Source organism: Methylosinus sp. PW1, assembly GCF_000745215.1.
GTDB lineage: Bacteria > Pseudomonadota > Alphaproteobacteria > Rhizobiales > Beijerinckiaceae > Methylosinus.
Genome location: NZ_JQNK01000008.1, coordinates 747,312 through 763,160, shown reverse-complemented (window position 1 = coordinate 763,160; position 15,849 = coordinate 747,312). Strand labels below are relative to the sequence as shown.

The 15,849-nt window shown below is 66.2% G+C and carries 16 protein-coding genes; 7 read left to right on the top strand and 9 right to left on the bottom strand.

Annotated features, from left to right (window positions below):
• The first annotated feature begins 169 nt into the window (after positions 1–169).
• Positions 170–1,012, top strand: coding sequence for a tRNA nucleotidyltransferase (locus tag K369_RS09225; protein ID WP_036290078.1), 843 nt, complete (start codon positions 170–172; stop codon positions 1,010–1,012).
• Here K369_RS09225 and K369_RS24600 read toward each other — a convergent pair.
• From K369_RS24600 to K369_RS09205, 4 genes are all read right to left on the bottom strand, one after another.
• Positions 973–2,409: a HAMP domain-containing sensor histidine kinase gene (locus tag K369_RS24600; protein WP_156967821.1), complete on the bottom strand. Its 1,437-nt coding sequence runs from the start codon at positions 2,407–2,409 to the stop codon at positions 973–975. The genes K369_RS09225 and K369_RS24600 overlap by 40 nt on opposite strands.
• 11 nt (positions 2,410–2,420) lie before the next feature.
• Complete coding sequence (locus tag K369_RS09215) at positions 2,421–3,101, bottom strand: response regulator transcription factor (protein ID WP_036290510.1); 681 nt, start codon at positions 3,099–3,101, stop codon at positions 2,421–2,423.
• Positions 3,102–3,267: 166 nt separating this feature from the next.
• On the bottom strand, positions 3,268–4,095 hold the full coding sequence (locus tag K369_RS09210) for an ABC transporter permease (protein WP_036290075.1): 828 nt from the start codon (positions 4,093–4,095) through the stop codon (positions 3,268–3,270).
• Positions 4,092–4,847 (bottom strand): ABC transporter ATP-binding protein, encoded by a 756-nt coding sequence (locus K369_RS09205; RefSeq protein WP_036290073.1) that lies wholly within the window; start codon positions 4,845–4,847, stop codon positions 4,092–4,094. The genes K369_RS09210 and K369_RS09205 overlap by 4 nt, the downstream gene beginning before the upstream one ends.
• A 163-nt stretch (positions 4,848–5,010) precedes the next feature.
• On the opposite strand from K369_RS09205, the gene K369_RS09200 reads away from it, so the two are divergent.
• Positions 5,011–5,169 (top strand): hypothetical protein, encoded by a 159-nt coding sequence (locus K369_RS09200; RefSeq protein WP_245278145.1) that lies wholly within the window; start codon positions 5,011–5,013, stop codon positions 5,167–5,169.
• Positions 5,170–5,290: 121 nt separating this feature from the next.
• Here the strand turns inward: K369_RS09200 and K369_RS09195 are convergent, their stop codons facing one another.
• From K369_RS09195 to thyX, 3 genes are all read right to left on the bottom strand, one after another.
• Complete coding sequence (locus tag K369_RS09195; protein ID WP_051949166.1) at positions 5,291–6,166, bottom strand: FkbM family methyltransferase; 876 nt, start codon at positions 6,164–6,166, stop codon at positions 5,291–5,293.
• 112 nt (positions 6,167–6,278) lie between these two features.
• Complete coding sequence (gene mutM / locus K369_RS09190; RefSeq protein ID WP_036290070.1) at positions 6,279–7,151, bottom strand: bifunctional DNA-formamidopyrimidine glycosylase/DNA-(apurinic or apyrimidinic site) lyase; 873 nt, start codon at positions 7,149–7,151, stop codon at positions 6,279–6,281.
• Positions 7,152–7,155: 4 nt separating this feature from the next.
• Positions 7,156–7,836, bottom strand: a complete 681-nt coding sequence (gene thyX / locus K369_RS09185) for an FAD-dependent thymidylate synthase (RefSeq protein WP_051949165.1) — start codon at positions 7,834–7,836, stop codon at positions 7,156–7,158.
• A 257-nt stretch (positions 7,837–8,093) separates the two neighbouring features.
• On the opposite strand from thyX, the gene ubiE reads away from it, so the two are divergent.
• Genes ubiE through K369_RS09170 form a run of 3 tightly spaced genes read left to right on the top strand, consistent with a single transcriptional unit; the run spans position 8,094 to position 11,375 of the window.
• Positions 8,094–8,855, top strand: coding sequence for a bifunctional demethylmenaquinone methyltransferase/2-methoxy-6-polyprenyl-1,4-benzoquinol methylase UbiE (ubiE, locus tag K369_RS09180; protein ID WP_024879320.1), 762 nt, complete (start codon positions 8,094–8,096; stop codon positions 8,853–8,855).
• 37 nt (positions 8,856–8,892) lie between these two features.
• Positions 8,893–10,461, top strand: coding sequence for a 2-polyprenylphenol 6-hydroxylase (gene ubiB, locus K369_RS09175; protein ID WP_036290068.1), 1,569 nt, complete (start codon positions 8,893–8,895; stop codon positions 10,459–10,461).
• A gap of 5 nt (positions 10,462–10,466) precedes the next feature.
• The gene (locus K369_RS09170) at positions 10,467–11,375 is read left to right on the top strand and encodes a hypothetical protein (RefSeq protein ID WP_156967820.1); all 909 of its coding nucleotides are present in this window, start codon (positions 10,467–10,469) and stop codon (positions 11,373–11,375) included.
• A 90-nt stretch (positions 11,376–11,465) separates the two neighbouring features.
• On the opposite strand, the gene K369_RS09165 is transcribed toward K369_RS09170, so the two are convergent.
• Positions 11,466–12,467: an adenosine kinase gene (locus K369_RS09165; RefSeq protein ID WP_036290062.1), complete on the bottom strand. Its 1,002-nt coding sequence runs from the start codon at positions 12,465–12,467 to the stop codon at positions 11,466–11,468.
• Between the two features lie 167 nt (positions 12,468–12,634).
• Complete coding sequence (locus K369_RS26420; protein WP_156967819.1) at positions 12,635–12,787, bottom strand: hypothetical protein; 153 nt, start codon at positions 12,785–12,787, stop codon at positions 12,635–12,637.
• On the opposite strand from K369_RS26420, the gene K369_RS09160 reads away from it, so the two are divergent.
• Positions 12,786–13,661, top strand: a complete 876-nt coding sequence (locus K369_RS09160) for a phosphoribulokinase (protein WP_036290059.1) — start codon at positions 12,786–12,788, stop codon at positions 13,659–13,661. The genes K369_RS26420 and K369_RS09160 overlap by 2 nt on opposite strands.
• Positions 13,662–13,674: 13 nt before the next feature.
• Positions 13,675–15,675 (top strand): transketolase, encoded by a 2,001-nt coding sequence (tkt, locus tag K369_RS09155; protein ID WP_036290057.1) that lies wholly within the window; start codon positions 13,675–13,677, stop codon positions 15,673–15,675.
• The last annotated feature ends 174 nt before the right edge of the window (positions 15,676–15,849 follow it).

The following is a 15,849-nucleotide window of genomic DNA, read 5'->3' as shown; positions in this document are numbered from 1 at the left end:
CGGCATTCGCCGCCTTCCTTCTCCCCGCTCGCGGGGAGAAGGTGAGGATGAGGGGCTCGGGGCGTTTTCCGTCTGTGGCTCGCGCCCCGAGCCCCTCTCCCCGCTCGCGGGGAGAGGGGGAATGCGCGCCGAACCGTTCAGCCGGAACTCGTATCACGCGCGAAGCCTCATGCCCTCAGAACCCTTTTTCCTGCCCGAATTCGGCCAGACAGACCCCGGCCTCGGCCTTCTCCGAATGGCGGCGCTGCTCGCCGAGACCGATGACGATCCCGGCGAGGAGACGCTCGATCTCATGGCCGAGCAGGTCGAGAGCGGCTGCCTCGCCGGCCTCGACCCGGCCGATATCTGGCCGGAGCTGCTGCTCTCGCTCAGCGGGCCGGCGCCCGGCAAGGCGTTCCGCGTGCTGCGCATCTGCGGCGCGCTGCAGGCCGTTCTGCCCGAGGTCGACGCCCTTTTCGGCGTTCCGCAATTGTCGGATGGCCAGTCGGAGGTCGATCTCGGCGCCCATTTGCTGCGCTCGCTGGACGAGGCCGGACGCAGAGACGCGCCGCTTCCCGTGCGCTTCGCCCTGCTCGTCATGAATGTCGGCAAGGGGGATTCGCCGCGCGAGCATCTGCCGCATCATTACAAGCACATAGACCGCGGCGGCCCGCGCATAAGCGGGATCGCCGAGCGCTTCGGCGTCCCTGCCGATTGCGTCCCGCTGGCGCTGACGGCGCTCAGCGAATGCGAGCGCGTGCATCGCGCCTCGGAAGTGCGCGCCGGCCCGGTGGCGCAAATGCTGGAGCGGCTCGGCGCCTTCGACGCGCCGGAGAGCTTCGCCCTACTGATGGAAGTGTGCAGCTGCGATTTCGCCGCCCATTCCGGGCGCCCCGGCGAGGCCTATCCCAAGGCTGTGCTGCTGGAGACGGCGCGCGACGCCTGCCTGCCGATCGAGCCGGCGACGCCCGAGGCGCGCGCCGAGGCGATCGCTCAGGCGCTGCGCTCGCAGCGCTGGTCGAGCGAGGGCTGAACGGCGCCGGTCGCCGCCGGCTCCGGCTCGGCGCCGGCCGCAGGCAGACGCACACGGAAGGTCGCGCCGCCGCCGGGCGTCTCCACGACGCCGAGCTCGCCGCCCTGCAGCTCGACCAGCTCGCGAACGATCGACAGGCCGAGGCCCGTGCCGGGCGTCGTCTCGTCCTTGCGCCAGAAAGGCTCGAAGATGCGGCCGCGATCACCCTCGGCCACGCCGCTCCCGTGATCGACGACCTCGATCACGCAATCGGGCAGCACGCGAACGACGACGGCGCCGCCTCTGGGCTCGGCGCGAACCGCATTGGCGATGAGATTGGCGACGATGCTCTCGACGCTCCAGCGCAAGGCGAGCGCGATCACATGGCGCGAGGGCGCCTCGAACTGAATGTCGCGCCCGTCGCCGAGCGCGATCGGCACATGATCGGCCGCGACGCTCAGCACGATATCGTGCAGATCGATCCTCTGCGGCGCGATCGGCCCGCGCTCCCTGATCTGCGCGAGCAGCAGCATCTGCTCGACGATCGTCTGCACGCGCAGGACGTCGCGCTCGAGCTCGGCTTTGAGCGGCCCCTCCTCCATCTTGCCGAGGCGCGCGCGCAAAATGGTGATCGGCGTGCGCAGCTCATGCGCCGAATTGGCGGAGAAGCGCCTCTGGCGCTCTACTCCCTCCCGCACCCGCTCGAAAGCCTTGTTCACCGCCTCGATGAAAGGCCGCATCTCCGACGGCGCCTCGTCGGGAGCGACGCCCTCCTTCAGCGAATTCACGTCGATCGTCGCGATCTTCGCCGCCGCCGCACGCATGGGCGCGAGGCCGCGACGGACGACGAAGAGCGCAATGAGGCACATGGCCACCCAATTCGGAAGGAAGAACATCGCGCCGGGCAGAGTGGTCGTATAGAAGGGCAAGCGCATGAAATCACGCCATCGATACTGCGCTCCGCCGGTGGCGACGACGACCTCGCCGACCTGCGAATCGAGGACGAAGGACTCGCCTTTGCGCGCCGATCCGTCCACAATGACCTGAATGGGCGATCTCGAAAGCTTGAGACGGCCGACGCCTTCGAATGCTTCCGCTATTTCCGGCGACGATCCCGACAGCGCTTTCCCCATGCGCGGATCGAAGGCGCCGAAACGAAAATCCGGGTGCTCGGAAATAAAATCCCGCAATGCGTCGGTCATCGCGATCGATCCTGCGCCGCCTGCATCCTTGCGCAGCGCCGCGAGCATCATCTCCTGCACGCGCGGGCGCAGCAGCTCGTCGAGAGCGGCGACGCCTCCCGGCCGGACCAAGACCAGGACGGCGACGACGATCACAGGCGGCAGAATGAGATAGCCGAGAATGGAGCCGATGATCGCATAGACGATCAATCGGGACGACAGCGAGCGCAGCCTCATCGCGCCGAGCCTCACGACACGCGCGCCTCACGGATGAGATAGCCGATGCCGCGCGGCGCGTGAATCTCGACGCCGGCGTCCTGCTCGTCCAGGCGATGACGCAATCGCATCGCCACCATCTTCAGCGCGCCAATGTGCTTATGCTCGTCCGAGCCGTAAATCTCTTGCAGCAGCGCCGAGAAAGTGACCGCGCGTCCGGCGCGGCGCATCAGCGCGCCGAGCAGCATCAGCTCGCGCCGCGGCACGATGAGCGGAAATCCGCCGACGGAGGCGCTCTCCGAATTGAGATCGAAGGAGAGCCTGCCGACGATGACCGGCGGCGCCGGCTCGCCGCCGGGACGCCGAAGGCTGGCGCGAATGCGCGCCAGCAGCTCCTCGGTCGAGAAGGGCTTGGTCAGATAATCATCGACGCCGGCGTCGAGCCCGTCCACGCGGTCCTCGATCGAGCGGGCCGCCGTCACCACAAGAATGCGAATGCCGGGGCGAATGCGCTTGGCCGCGGCGACGATCGACAGGCCATCGCCGTCGGGCAAGCGCCGGTCGAGCAGCATTACCGAATAATCGCAGGAGCCGAGCGCCTCGGGAATATCGGCCAGAGCCTGGACGCAATCGGGAGCATAGCCGGCGCGCCGAACGCGATCGGCGATGAGCGTGGAAATATCCGGTTGATCTTCGACGATCAGAATACGCATCGAGCTGCTGTTCCCTTCGAACTCGACAGGCGAGGAGCGAAGGCGCGCGCGCCGAGCGTCGGCGCGCCGAACGAGCGGCTGTCGATCCATTATCGAGCGCCGACCGCCATGCCGCAACAGGAAATCCGCTTTCAGCGCCGGACGAGACAGGCCGCCGAAAGGCGCGTCATTCGCCCGTCTGCAGCAAGGTCCCGGCGCGCCGCGCCGCAGCGAGCAGGCGCACGAAAGCGAAAGCGGCGACAGAGAACAGCGCCGCATCCAGCGCCAAGCCATAAAACATGAGATCGAGCCGCAGCGCGTGATCGACGAGCACGGCGCGCAGCCCCTCGAACACATAGGTCGGCGGCAAGGCCCAGCAGATCGGCTGCAGCCAGCCGGGAAGAACGGAGACCGGGTAATAGACGCAGCCGAGCGGCTGAATGACGAACATCAGCGACCAGACGAGACTTTCCGCGCCGAGGCCGTAACGTAGCAGCAGGCCGGACACAAAGAGTCCGACGCTCCAGGCGAAGATGATGAGAATGGCGAAAAAGGCCACGAAGGCGAAGCCGAGCGCCCAGAGATTGAAGCCGAAGAACCAAATGGCCAGGATCGTCACCGGAACCATGCCGACAAAGAGACGAATGAGGCTCATCGCCATCATGGAGGCGACGAATTCCGCCGGCCGCAGCGGGCTCATGAAGAGATTGGCGATATTGCGCGACCACATCTCCTCGAGAAAAGAAAAAGAAAATCCCTGCTGGCCGCGCAGCAATATGTCCCACAGCAGCACAGCGCCGATCAGCGAGCCGGCGGCGATCGTCGTCTTGTCCGCGCCTGCGAGACCGCCCGGCGCGCGCAGGAGATAGGTCTGCAGAAAGCCCCAGGTGAGCATTTGCACCGTCGGCCAATACATCATCTCCAGCATGCGCGGCATGGAGGAGCGCAGCAGATAGGAGTAGCGCAAGGTCATCGCGCCGACGCGCGCGATCGAGAATTCCAAAGACGCGCTCATGCGGCGCCTCCATTGCCGCGCCCGCGCGCGACGTCGAGAAACACTTCCTCGAGATTGGCGCGGCCATAGCGCGCGAGCAGCTCGGCGGGCGAGCCGTCGTCGACGAGACTTCCTTCTTTCAGCATCATCACGCGATCGCAGAGGCGCTCCACCTCCGCCATATTGTGCGAGGCGAGCAGGATCGCGCAATTGCGCCGGCGGCGATAATCCTCGAGATGCCCGCGCACCCAATCGGCGGTGTCGGGATCGAGCGAGGCGGTAGGCTCGTCGAGCAGCAGCAGCTCCGGCTCGTTGATGAGCGCTTTGGCGAGCGCGACGCGCGTCTTCTGCCCGGCGGAGAGACGCCCGCTCGGACGATCGAGAAATTCTTTCAAGGCGAGATCGGCGGCCAGCTCCTCGATCTTCTCGGCGACGCCGCGAACGCCATAGAGCCGGCCGAAGACGGTGAGATTCTGCCGCACGGTGAGACGATGCGGCATATCCACATAAGGGCTCTCGAAATTCATGCGGCCGAGCGCGTGATAGCGATCTCTCAGAAAGTCGCGGCCGAAGATTTCGATTGTTCCCGTCGTCGGCTCGATGAGGCCCATGACCATGCCGATGGTCGTGGTCTTGCCGGCGCCATTGCCGCCGAGCAGACCCGTCACCGAGCCGGCGGGAAGCGCGAAGCTCAGCGGCTTCACGGCCACGGTCTCGGCGTAGGTTTTGGAGACGCCATCCACGCGAAGGACGGGAACGGTTTCGAGCGACATGATGTGCGGGGGTTTGCGGAGGACGGCTTCTTATCGGCAAAATGCGTCGGGAAAGCAAATTCCGTCGCACGTGCGGGAAATCCGGCGAGCGTCGCTCGTCGCGGTCCCTTCATTTGGACCGCATATCCTGAACCTCCCCAAACGCGGGAAAGGGACGACGGACATGAATGAACAAGCCGCCGAAGAATTCGCCGAGCTCGACGAGTTGCAGGCCGCGTATAAAGCGGCGATGGAGGAATGGATCGCGGCGATCCGCAAGGAAGAGACGCTCGTCACGGTCGCGCCGCATTCCGTGGCCGAGGTCGACAAACGAGGCGCGTAACAGAGCCTTGGCCGCGAAGGAAGACTATGAGGATGCGCTGCGCGAGAAATTCTTCGGCTTTTGACGCCCAAGGACGCAGAGGGGCGCTCGCCCCTCCTCGAAGTCACGCGACCGCTATCGCCTACTCCGCCGCCTCACGCGGCGTCCGATGGCGCAGGCCGAACATATAAGCGCGCGCCAGATTGCGGCCGCTTCTGCGATCATGCTCGGTGAGCAGGCGCAGAGCGAGATCGGCAGAGCGATAGCAATCATGCGCGATCTGCGCGACGCCGATCAATTCGTCATCGGCGAGCAGATCGAGACGCATGAAGTCGCGCACGAAAATGGCGTCGCTCCAGACGATCTGGCTCATGCCGGCAAAGACATTATTGCCGAGCAGCAGCGGCTTCAGCACGCGGCTCATCATCGGCGTGAAGCGATGCAGCACATAGCCCTGCGAACGCAGAAACAGCTCTATTTCCGAGAACAACGGCTGGCCTTCATAGAGCGGCAGGAACTCGACCTCGATATGGAGAACATAGGCGCGCCGCAGTCTTTCGACGGCATTTTGCAGGATCATCAGCTCCGCGCCCTGCACGTCCAATTCCAGGAAAGTCGCGCCTTCTGTTTCAGGCACGTCGTCGAGGCGCACAGTGTCGATCTCTTGCGTCGCTACGACTTCCGACCAGACCGGAAAGCCGTGGAACATCTCCATCGCCGCCGGGTTGGGCTTCAGCAGCGAGGTCATGTCGCGCGCCGCGCATATGTGCAGCGTATGGCGTCCGCCATCGCCGACCGCGTGCGGCAGATAGACATCGCTCGGATTTTTGCGGGCGTTCAGCTCTTCGACGGCGGCCTCGTCGGGCTCGAAGCCGACAACGGTCGCCTCGCCGCCGCGCAGCAGAGGCGCATAAACCGGCTCGCCGCTGATATGGCGCGCGCCTATGTCGACGATCTTGTGCGGGACGCTGGTCCCGGCGAGCTCGATGAAGGGAGGGAGACGGTCCGCAGGTTCCATGAAATCCTCGCCCGATAGCCGGCGCGTCGATCGGGCGAGGACGGAGCGCTGGAATCATCCGCTATTATGTGAGCGAGCTTTGATCGCCGCCGCTTGCGCGGGACTGGCGCGCTCACTTCTGGCAGTCGCGGCAGAAGAAGGTCGAGCGCCCGCTCTGGATCACGCGCGAGACATGGCCGCGGCAGCCCGCCGTCGGACAGGGCGCGTCCTCGCGGTCATAGACGCGGAACGAATGCTGGAAATAGCCGAGCGAGCCATCGGTCTGGCGATGGTCGCGCAGGCTGGAGCCGCCCGCCTCTATCGCCTCGCCCAGCACCTGCTTGATCGCCTCGACGAGATCGGAAAGACCGCGCTTCGGCTTTCCCTTGGCGTCGACCAGCGTTCCGGCGGCGCGCAAGGGTGAGAGATGCGAGCGATGCATCGCCTCGCAGACATAAATATTGCCGAGGCCCGCGATGATGCGCTGATCGAGCAGCGCGGCTTTCAGCGGCGCCTTGCGGCCGCGCAGCTCCTCGGCGAGACGCTGCGGCGTCAGCTCCGGCCCCAGCGGCTCGACGCCGAGCCCGTCGAACAGCGGATGCGTCGCCATCTCGCCGCGCGGGACCAGCAGCATGAAGCCGAAACGGCGCGGGTCGTTATAGGTGACGCTGGCGCCGCTCGTGAAACGAAACACGACATGGTCGTGCGCCGGCTTTGTGCTCACGGCGCGGTGATAGGCGCCCTCGGGGCCGTCGGCGTCGATGCGGAAGGAGCCGCTCATGCCCAGATGCATGATGAGCGTCTCGCCGCTGTCCAGCTCGCCCAAGAGATATTTGGCCCGCCGCTTCAGCGCCTCGACGCGCCGTCCCGCGAGCCGCGCGGCAAAGCCCTGCGGAAAGGGAAAGCGCAAATCGGCGCGGCGCAGCTCCACCTGCGCGAGGCCCGAGCCGGTGAAGACGGGCTCGAGCCCGCGGCGGACCGTCTCGACCTCGGGCAGCTCGGGCATGGGCTCAGAACCGCCCCGCCTTCCAGGCCGCGACGGCGACCGGGACAATGGGCTCGATGAGCTTTTCCATCGCCTCGGCGTAGACGCGGATCTCATATTGCGCGTGCGGATCGGCCCGAAGCGACAGAAACTTGAACAAATTCAGTAGATTGACCTTTGCGAACATATGGCTGTAGGTGGAGACCGGCAAAACCGTGCGGGCCAGCTCGCGCGGCCAGCCGGCGGCCAGCAGATCGCGATAAGTGGCGAAGGCGGCCTCGAAGCCGGCGCGCAGCTTCTCCACCTCGGCGCGGCGCGCCTCGAGATCGCCGCCGGGCTGGCGGCCCTGCTTATTGGTCGTCGCCTGCTCGCCGATGTTTTCCGGGTCGGGGAGATAATAGGTCTCCGGCAATTCGCGGTAGCGGCCGGACAGCTCATTATAGGTCCAGGTGCGGTGCCGATGCCATTGGCGCAGCACGAAGATCGGCGCCATCACCTCGAATTGGAACTCCACCGCCTCGAAGGGCGTCGTATGGCGATTCTTCCAGAGGTAATCGATGAGCTTTTTGTCCGAGCCCTCGTTCTCGCCGGCGCGCCAGGCGGCGTCATAGGAGACGCGGGCCGCGCGCACGATGGAGAGGTCCGAGCCCATATGATCGACGAGGCGGACGAAACCATGGTCCAGGACTTTGATCTGATCGGACATTCGTTTCTCTTCAAAGCGCTCCGCGCGCCCCCTCCCCGACCCTCCCCCGCTCTGCGGGAGAGGGGGACGCCGACGATCGGCGTTTCGCCACACCCTGGCCGCCCCCGAATCCTGCCCCCTCTCCCGCGAAGCGGGGGAGGGCTGGGGAGGGGGCGCTCGGGCTCCCCGCCCTCATCTACGCCCATTTCGCCCCCAGCCATAGCCATAGGCGCAAAGGCGCGTTATATCGCCCGGAACGCCACCGGACCCGAGAGATTATGACCTCTGAGCGCGAGACCTCGACCCATTTCGGTTTCTCCGAAGTCGGATTGGACGAAAAGCAAGGCCTCGTGGACGATGTTTTCCACAAGGTGGCGCGCCGCTACGACATTATGAACGATCTGATGTCCGGCGGAATGCACAGGCTGTGGAAAGATGTCTTCGCCGCCAAGGTGCGGCCCGCCCGCCGCGGCCCCTTCCGCCATCTGGACGTCGCCGGCGGCACGGGCGATATCGCCTTCCGCATCGCCAAGGCCGCCGGGCCGGAGGCGGAGATCGTCGTGCTCGACATCAATGGCGACATGCTGGACGTCGGCCGCGACCGCGCGCAGGAGCGCGGCCTCTCCGACAAGCTGGAATTCGTCCAGGCCAACGCCGAATCCCTGCCCTTTCCGGACGCGCATTTCGACGCCTATACGATCGCCTTCGGCATTCGCAACGTGCCGCGGATCGAGGTCGCGCTGGCCGAGGCGCATCGCGTGCTGAAGCCCGGCGGGCGGTTCCTGTGCCTCGAGTTCTCGCAGGTCGCGATTCCGGGCCTCGACAAGATCTACGAGGCCTATTCCTTCAATGTGATCCCGGCGATCGGCAAGCTGGTCGCGGGCGACGGCGAACCCTATCGCTATCTCGTCGAATCCATTCAGCGCTTCCCCCGCGCGGACGAGTTCGAGCGGATGATCCGTCGCGCCGGCTTCCGCCGCACGGGCTTCGAGCGGCTGACGGGCGGCGTGGTGGCGATCCACTCCGGCTGGAAGCTCTGACCTTTCCCGAAAACCAAAAGACGAACGGCGGCTCTTCGTGCTCATCGGCTTCGGGCATCTCTTCCGACTGGCGCGCGCCGGCTTCATTCTGGCGCGCGAAGGCGTGTTCAAGAGCGTCGATCCGGCCATCCTGCCCGTCCCGGCGCAATTTCTGCTGCGCTTCGGCAATCTTTTGGCCAAGCCCGGCAGCAGCGCCGGCGGCGCGCCGCAGGCGCTGGTGCGCGCCTTCGCGCAGATCGGCCCCTCCTATGTGAAGCTCGGCCAGTTTCTCGCCACGCGCCCGGATGTGGTCGGCGGCGAGATCGCCGACGCGCTGACCGCGCTGCAAGATCGAATGGAGCCCTTCGGCCGCAAGGCCGCGGTCGAGATCATCGAAAGAGCCTTCGGCAAGCCGATCGACGAGATTTTCCTGTCCTTCGGCGAGCCGGTGGCGGCGGCCTCTATCGCCCAGGTCCATCCCGCCCGCGTCGCCTATGCGGAGGGCGAGCGCAAGGTGGCGGTGAAGGTGCTGCGGCCGGATGTGGAACGCCAGTTCCGCCGCGACTTCGCCGATATGTATATTCTCGCCCGCGCCGCCGAGCGCTTCTCGGCGGAGGCGCGGCGGCTGCGGATGATCCAGGTCGTCGACACGCTGGCCCGCTCGGTGAAGCTCGAGACGGATTTCCGCCTCGAGGCGGCGGCGGCCTCGGAGTTTCGCGACAATGTGGCCGACGATCCCGACATTCGCGCCCCCGGCGTCGATTGGGACCGCACCACACGCGAAGTGCTGACGCTCGAATGGATCGACGGCGCGCCGCTGTCGGACCTCGCTCGCGTCGCCGCCATGAGCCATGATCTGAAGGATCTGGGCCGCAAGGTGCTGCAGTCCTTCCTACGCACGGCGATGCGGGACGGCTTTTTCCACGCCGACATGCATCAGGGCAATCTCTTCGTCGATCGCAAGGGACGGCTCGTCGCCATCGACTTCGGCATTATGGGCCGTCTCGGCTTCAAGGAGCGGCGCTTTCTGGCCGAGATTTTGTTCGGCTTCATCACGCGCGATTACAAGCGCGTCGCCGAGGTGCATTTCGAGGCGGGCTATGTGCCGCCGATTCACTCGGTCGAGGAATTCTCGCAAGCGCTGCGCGCCATTGGCGAGCCGCTGCATACGGTGAATGCGCAAGATATTTCCATGGCGCGGCTGCTCACTCTGCTCTTCGAGGTGACGGCGCTTTTCGACATGCGCACACGCACCGAGCTGGTGCTGCTGCAAAAGACAATGGTGGTGGCAGAGGGCGTCGCTCGCTCGCTCGATCCGACACTGAATATTTGGCGGACGTCCGATCCGGTCGTGCGCAGCTGGATCGAGGATAATCTCGGCCCCAAGGCCAAGCTCGAGGACGCCGGCCGCGCCGCGATCGACGTCGCCAAATTCACGACGCGACTGCCCAAGCTGCTCAATGACGCCGAGGCGGCCGTCGAAATGCTGGCGTCAGCCGGCACGAAGGGCTTGCGCCTCTCGGAAGATTCGCTCGAAGGTCTGGCGCGGGCGCGGCGGCGGTCGGATCGCTGGTTCATGCTGGCCGTCGTGCTAGTGGCGCTGCTGGCCATTCACTGGATGAGGTGAGATCGATGATGGCGAAAACGGCTTCGCTCGCGCTCCTGCTCGCCTTCACGTCTCTCGCCGCCACGGCCGCGACGCCGGAGGAGGCCTATCTTTCCCTCCGCGACCGCGCGACCGCCAAGCTGCGCAAGCTGGAAGCGGCCGGCAAAGCCGCCGGAGCGGCCGAGGCGGAAGAGCGGAAAACCCTCAAAGAGCTCGGCGAGAAGATGGAGGCGATCATCGGCCCCGTCTCCGTTCCCGGTTTTCAGAAGCTCGGCAAATACAGCATAGAGACGCTGTTCGACGGCGTCGGCGCCGATCAGCTCGACGGCCTCGCCTTCACCGGCGACGACGACAAATCGCAGCTCACCGTCTCGACGCAAGGCCTCGCCGAGGCCTTTTTGCGCGCCCGTCGCAAGGATTGGGAGAAGAGCGAGAAGCCGCCGCGAACGCTCGGCGAGGCGCTGGCTTCGCCCTTCTTCTACACTCTGGCGGTGAGCCCGGACGCGGGCGTCGAGATATACGCCGATCTGCCCATCGCCAAGCCCGCGGCGGCGACGCTGGCGACCGCCGTCCTCGATCTGCGCAGCCAGGACGACGCCGGCGGCGCGCTGCCGGACGAAATCATCGTCGCCGTCGCCAGCGAGGGGCGGCTCTATATCGCCTCGACGCCGGCCAAGGCGAAGATCGAATCCGCGCCCGCCTGCGAGAAAATCTGGAGCGAGCATCAGGCCAAGGCCAAGAAGGCGATGGATTCTTATTCCGCCTCCGGCCTCGCCAATGAGAAGGACTTCGAGAACTATGCGAATCTGCAGGCGGAAGGCTCGGTCGGCTTCCGTCGCTGCTTCGCGGACCATGCGAAATCGGAGAAATTCTTCGCCGCGCTGACGCAGGAAGCGCAGGCGCTCGCCGACAAATTGGCCGTGGCGAAGCGCTGAGGGCGCCCCTCCCCTGACCGAGTCTGAAGGGGCGCGGTCCAAGGAGGCTCTGGACCGCGAGCCTTCAGGCTCGCTCTATGTCTGATCAGCTCAGGCCAGCAGGCCGTGGTCGCGGGCGAGCTGGAGCAGATCCTTCTGCGGCCGCGCGCCGACATGGGCGATGACCTCCGCCGCCGCCAGCGCGCCGAGCGAGGCCGCGCCCTCATAGAGCGCGCCACGCGCGAGACCGGCCAGGAAGCCCGCGGCGAAGAGATCGCCGGCGCCGGTGGTGTCCACCACTTCCGTCACCGGATAGGCCGGAACGCTGACGCATTTATTGCCTTCGACGACGACGACGCCCTTCTCGGAGCGCGTGACGACGCCGAGAAGATTGGCCTCAGCGCCGAGCGCCTTGGCCGCCGTCGCGAAATCGGCGGTCTCATAGAGCGAATGCAATTCGCTCTCATTGGCGAAGAGAATGTCCACGAGGCCGTCGCGCACCAGCCCCAAGAACTCGCCGCGATAGCGATCGACGCAGAAAGCGTCCGACAGCGAGAGCGCGACGCGATTGCCGGCGGCGCGGCTGGCCTTGGCGGCCTTCAGAAAGGCCTCCTTGGCGGCCGGCGGATCCCAGAGATAGCCTTCGAGATAGAGAATTTTGGACGAGCGCACGAGCGCCTCGTCGACGTCCTCCGGACCGAGAGCCTGACAGGCGCCGAGGAAAGTGTTCATCGTGCGCTGGCCGTCCGGCGTCACCAGAATGAGGCAGCGCGCGGTGGCGGCGCCATCGGCGGCGACAGGCGTCTCGAAGGCGACGCCGGCCTTGCGAATGTCATGGGCGAACTCACGCCCGGCGTCGTCGTCCTTCACCTTGCCGATGAAGGCCGCGGCGAGGCCGAAGCCGGCGACGCCGACCAGAGTATTGGCCGCCGAGCCGCCGGACATGACCGTCGTCGGCCCCATGGCCGCGTAGATCGCGGCGGCGCGGGCTTCGTCGACGAGCTGCATCGCGCCCTTGTTCAGGCCGGCGGCGACCAGCTGATCGTCCTCCGCGCGCGAGAGTGTGTCGACAATGGCGTTTCCGACGCCGAGGACGTCATAGGTGGCGGACATGAAATCACCTGCTGCAGAACGGGGGCGCGAGCGCCGGACGGCCCTGTCTAATCGAGCCCGCCGCGACGTCAACCGATCGCGCGTGGAAGGCGCCCGACCACCGCCGAGGCCGAGGCGTAGCAAGAACGCGGCTATTATGCCACAACAGTCTGAAAAACAAAGACAAACTAGAACAGGCCACGTTCCGCCGGGTGGTCCGTGGCGACGTTCGAGATTTTTTTTGCGCGGGCCGAGCAAACGCCCGGCTTTTCTTGTAGGAGAATTGCAGCGCGGCCTTCCGGCTCGCGCGTCCCGTTCCGGCCCGCGGTGAGCGTCGTCATGTCGATCAAGCATCCGATCATATCGATCACCGGCTCGTCCGGCGCCGGCACCAGCTCGGTCAAGCAGACTTTCGAGCAGATTTTCCGCCGCGAGAAGGTGGAGGTCGCCTATGTGGAAGGCGATTCCTTCCACCGCTTCGACCGCGACCAGATGAAAGCCGCCATGGGCGAGGCTCAGGCGCAGGGCAACGCCCATTTCAGCCATTTCGGCCCAGAGGCCAATCTGCTCGGCGAGCTCGAGAATCTGTTCAAGGAATATGGCGAGACCGGAAGCGGGCAATATCGCCATTATGTTCATGACGCGAACGAGGGCGCCGTGCTCGCCTCGCCGCCCGGCACTTTCACGCCCTGGCGCGAGCTGCCCGCCAATACCGACCTTCTGTTCTACGAAGGTCTGCACGGCGCCGTGGTGACGGAGGACGTCAATGTCGCGCGCTACGCCGATCTGAAGATCGGCGTCGTGCCGGTCATCAATCTCGAATGGACGCAAAAGCTCCATCGCGACCGCAACACGCGCGGCTACACCACCGAGGCCGTCACCGAGACGATCCTGCGCCGGATGCACGATTATGTGTATTACATCTGCCCGCAATTCTCGGAGACGGACATCAACTTCCAGCGCGCCGCGACAGTGGACACCTCCAATCCCTTCGTCGCGCGCTCCATTCCGAGCCCGGACGAATCGATCGTCGTCATCCGCTTTCGCGATCCGCGCGGCGTCGATTTCCCCTATCTCGTGACGATGATCGCCGGCAGCTGGATGTCCCGCGCCAATTCCATCGTCATTCCGGGCAATAAGCTCGATCTCGCCATGCAGCTCATACTCACGCCGCGGATATTGGAGCTGATGAAACGCAAACGTGGCGAAGCCTGAGGAAACGAACCCGATGTCGAATGTTTTGGAGACTGTCGCCGAAGTCGCCGCGGCCGAGGACGAGCGCCGCGCCGCCAACGCCATTCGCGCGCTGGCGATGGACGCGGTGGAGAAGGCCAAATCCGGCCATCCCGGCATGCCCATGGGCATGGCCGACGTCGCCGCGGTGCTGTTTCGTCAGTTCGTGAAATTCGACGCCGCGGCGCCGGACTGGGCGGATCGCGACCGCTTCGTGCTGTCGGCGGGGCATGGCTCCATGCTGCTCTACGCCCTCGTCTATCTGCTGGGCTATCCTGGCGTCTCGATCGACGATCTGAAGAATTTCCGCCAGCTCGACTCCAAGACCCCCGGCCATCCCGAGTTCGGCCACACCGTCGGCGTCGAGACGACGACCGGACCGCTCGGCCAGGGCCTCGCCACCGCGGTCGGCTTCGCCATCGCCGAGCGGCTGCAGGCGGCGCGTTTCGGCGACGAGATCGTCGATCATCGGACCTATGTCATCGCCGGCGACGGTTGCCTGATGGAAGGCGTCAGCCATGAGGCGATCGACCTCGCCGGCCATTTGAAGCTCGGCCGGCTGATCGTGCTGTGGGACGACAATGGCATTTCCATCGACGGGCCGACGACGCTCTCCACCTCCACCGATCAGCTGGCGCGTTTCGCCGCCTCCGGCTGGCATGTGCAGCGCGTGGACGGCCATGCGCCGGCGGCGATCGCCGCCGCGCTCGCCACGGCGCAGCAGGACGCGCGCCCGTCGCTGATCGCCTGCCGCAGCGTCATCGGCTATGGCGCGCCGGGCAAGCAGGGCAAGGAGACGGTTCACGGCGCGCCGCTCGGCGCCTCGGAGATCGAGCTCGCCCGCGCCGAGCTCGGCTGGCCCTATGAGCCTTTCGAGATTCCGGCGGAGACGCTGGAGGCTTGGCGCGCCGCCGGCCGTCGCGGCGCGAGCGAAAGGCTCGCCTGGGAGCAGCGCCTCGCGGCCTCGCCCAAGCGCGACGAATTCGAGAATTTTCTGAAGGGCGACGTCGCTGGCGCCGTGGCCGCGCCGCTGCGCGCGCTGCGCGAGAGCTTCGCCACCGATCGGCCCAAGGTGGCGACGCGCAAATCCTCCGAGACCGTGCTCGGCGTCATCAACGCCGCGACCGACGCCACGATCGGCGGCTCCGCCGATCTCACCCATTCGAACTTCACCATCACCAAAGGGCTCGGCTCCGTCTCCGCGGAGAATTTCGCCGGCCGCTACATTCACTATGGCGTGCGCGAGCACGGCATGGCGGCGGCGATGAACGGCATAGCGCTGCACGGCGGCTTCGTGCCTTATGGCGGAACCTTTCTCGTCTTCTCCGATTATGCGCGCGGCGCGATCCGCCTCTCCGCGCTGATGGGCCAGCGCGTCGTCTATGTGCTGACGCATGATTCCATCGGCCTCGGCGAGGACGGGCCGACGCATCAGCCGATCGAGCATCTCGCCTCGCTGCGCGCCCTGCCCAATCTCTATGTGTTCCGCCCGGCGGACGCGATCGAGACGGCGGAGAGCTGGGAAATCGCCCTCAATGCGCGGACGACGCCCTCCGTGCTGAGCCTGTCGCGTCAGAATCTGGCGACGCTGGAGCGGCCGATCGGCGAGAATCTCACGGCCCGCGGCGCTTATGTGCTGCGCGAGCCGAGCGGCGGGCGCCATGTGACGCTCATCGCCACCGGCTCGGAAGTGCAGATCGCGCTCGCCGCGGCCGACCTTCTGTGGACGCGTGGCGTGCGCGCGGCCGTCGTCTCCATGCCCTGCTGGGAGCTGTTCGAGACGCAATCGCCGACCTATCGCGCCAGCGTGCTCGGCTCGGCGCCGCGCGTCGCGGTGGAGGCCGCCGCGCGCCTCGGCTGGGACCGCTGGATCGGCGAGCGCGGCGCTTTCGTCGGCATGACCGGCTTCGGCGCGAGCGCGCCGGCGGATGCGCTCTACGCCCGCTTCGGCATCACGGCCGAAGGCGTCGCCGGAACCGCGCAAACGCTACTCTGACGATCGGCGTAATCGGAACGGCGCCCGCGGCTTCGCGGGCGTCGCGCCGGCAGAAACGAATAGTCGATTTCGAGCTCGAACGAATAGACCAAGAGAAACCCTCGCGAGAGGGCGCCGCAATTCTCGGCGCGCGGCCGCGGGAGGTGATGACATCGCCCGCGCTCCGCTATATCG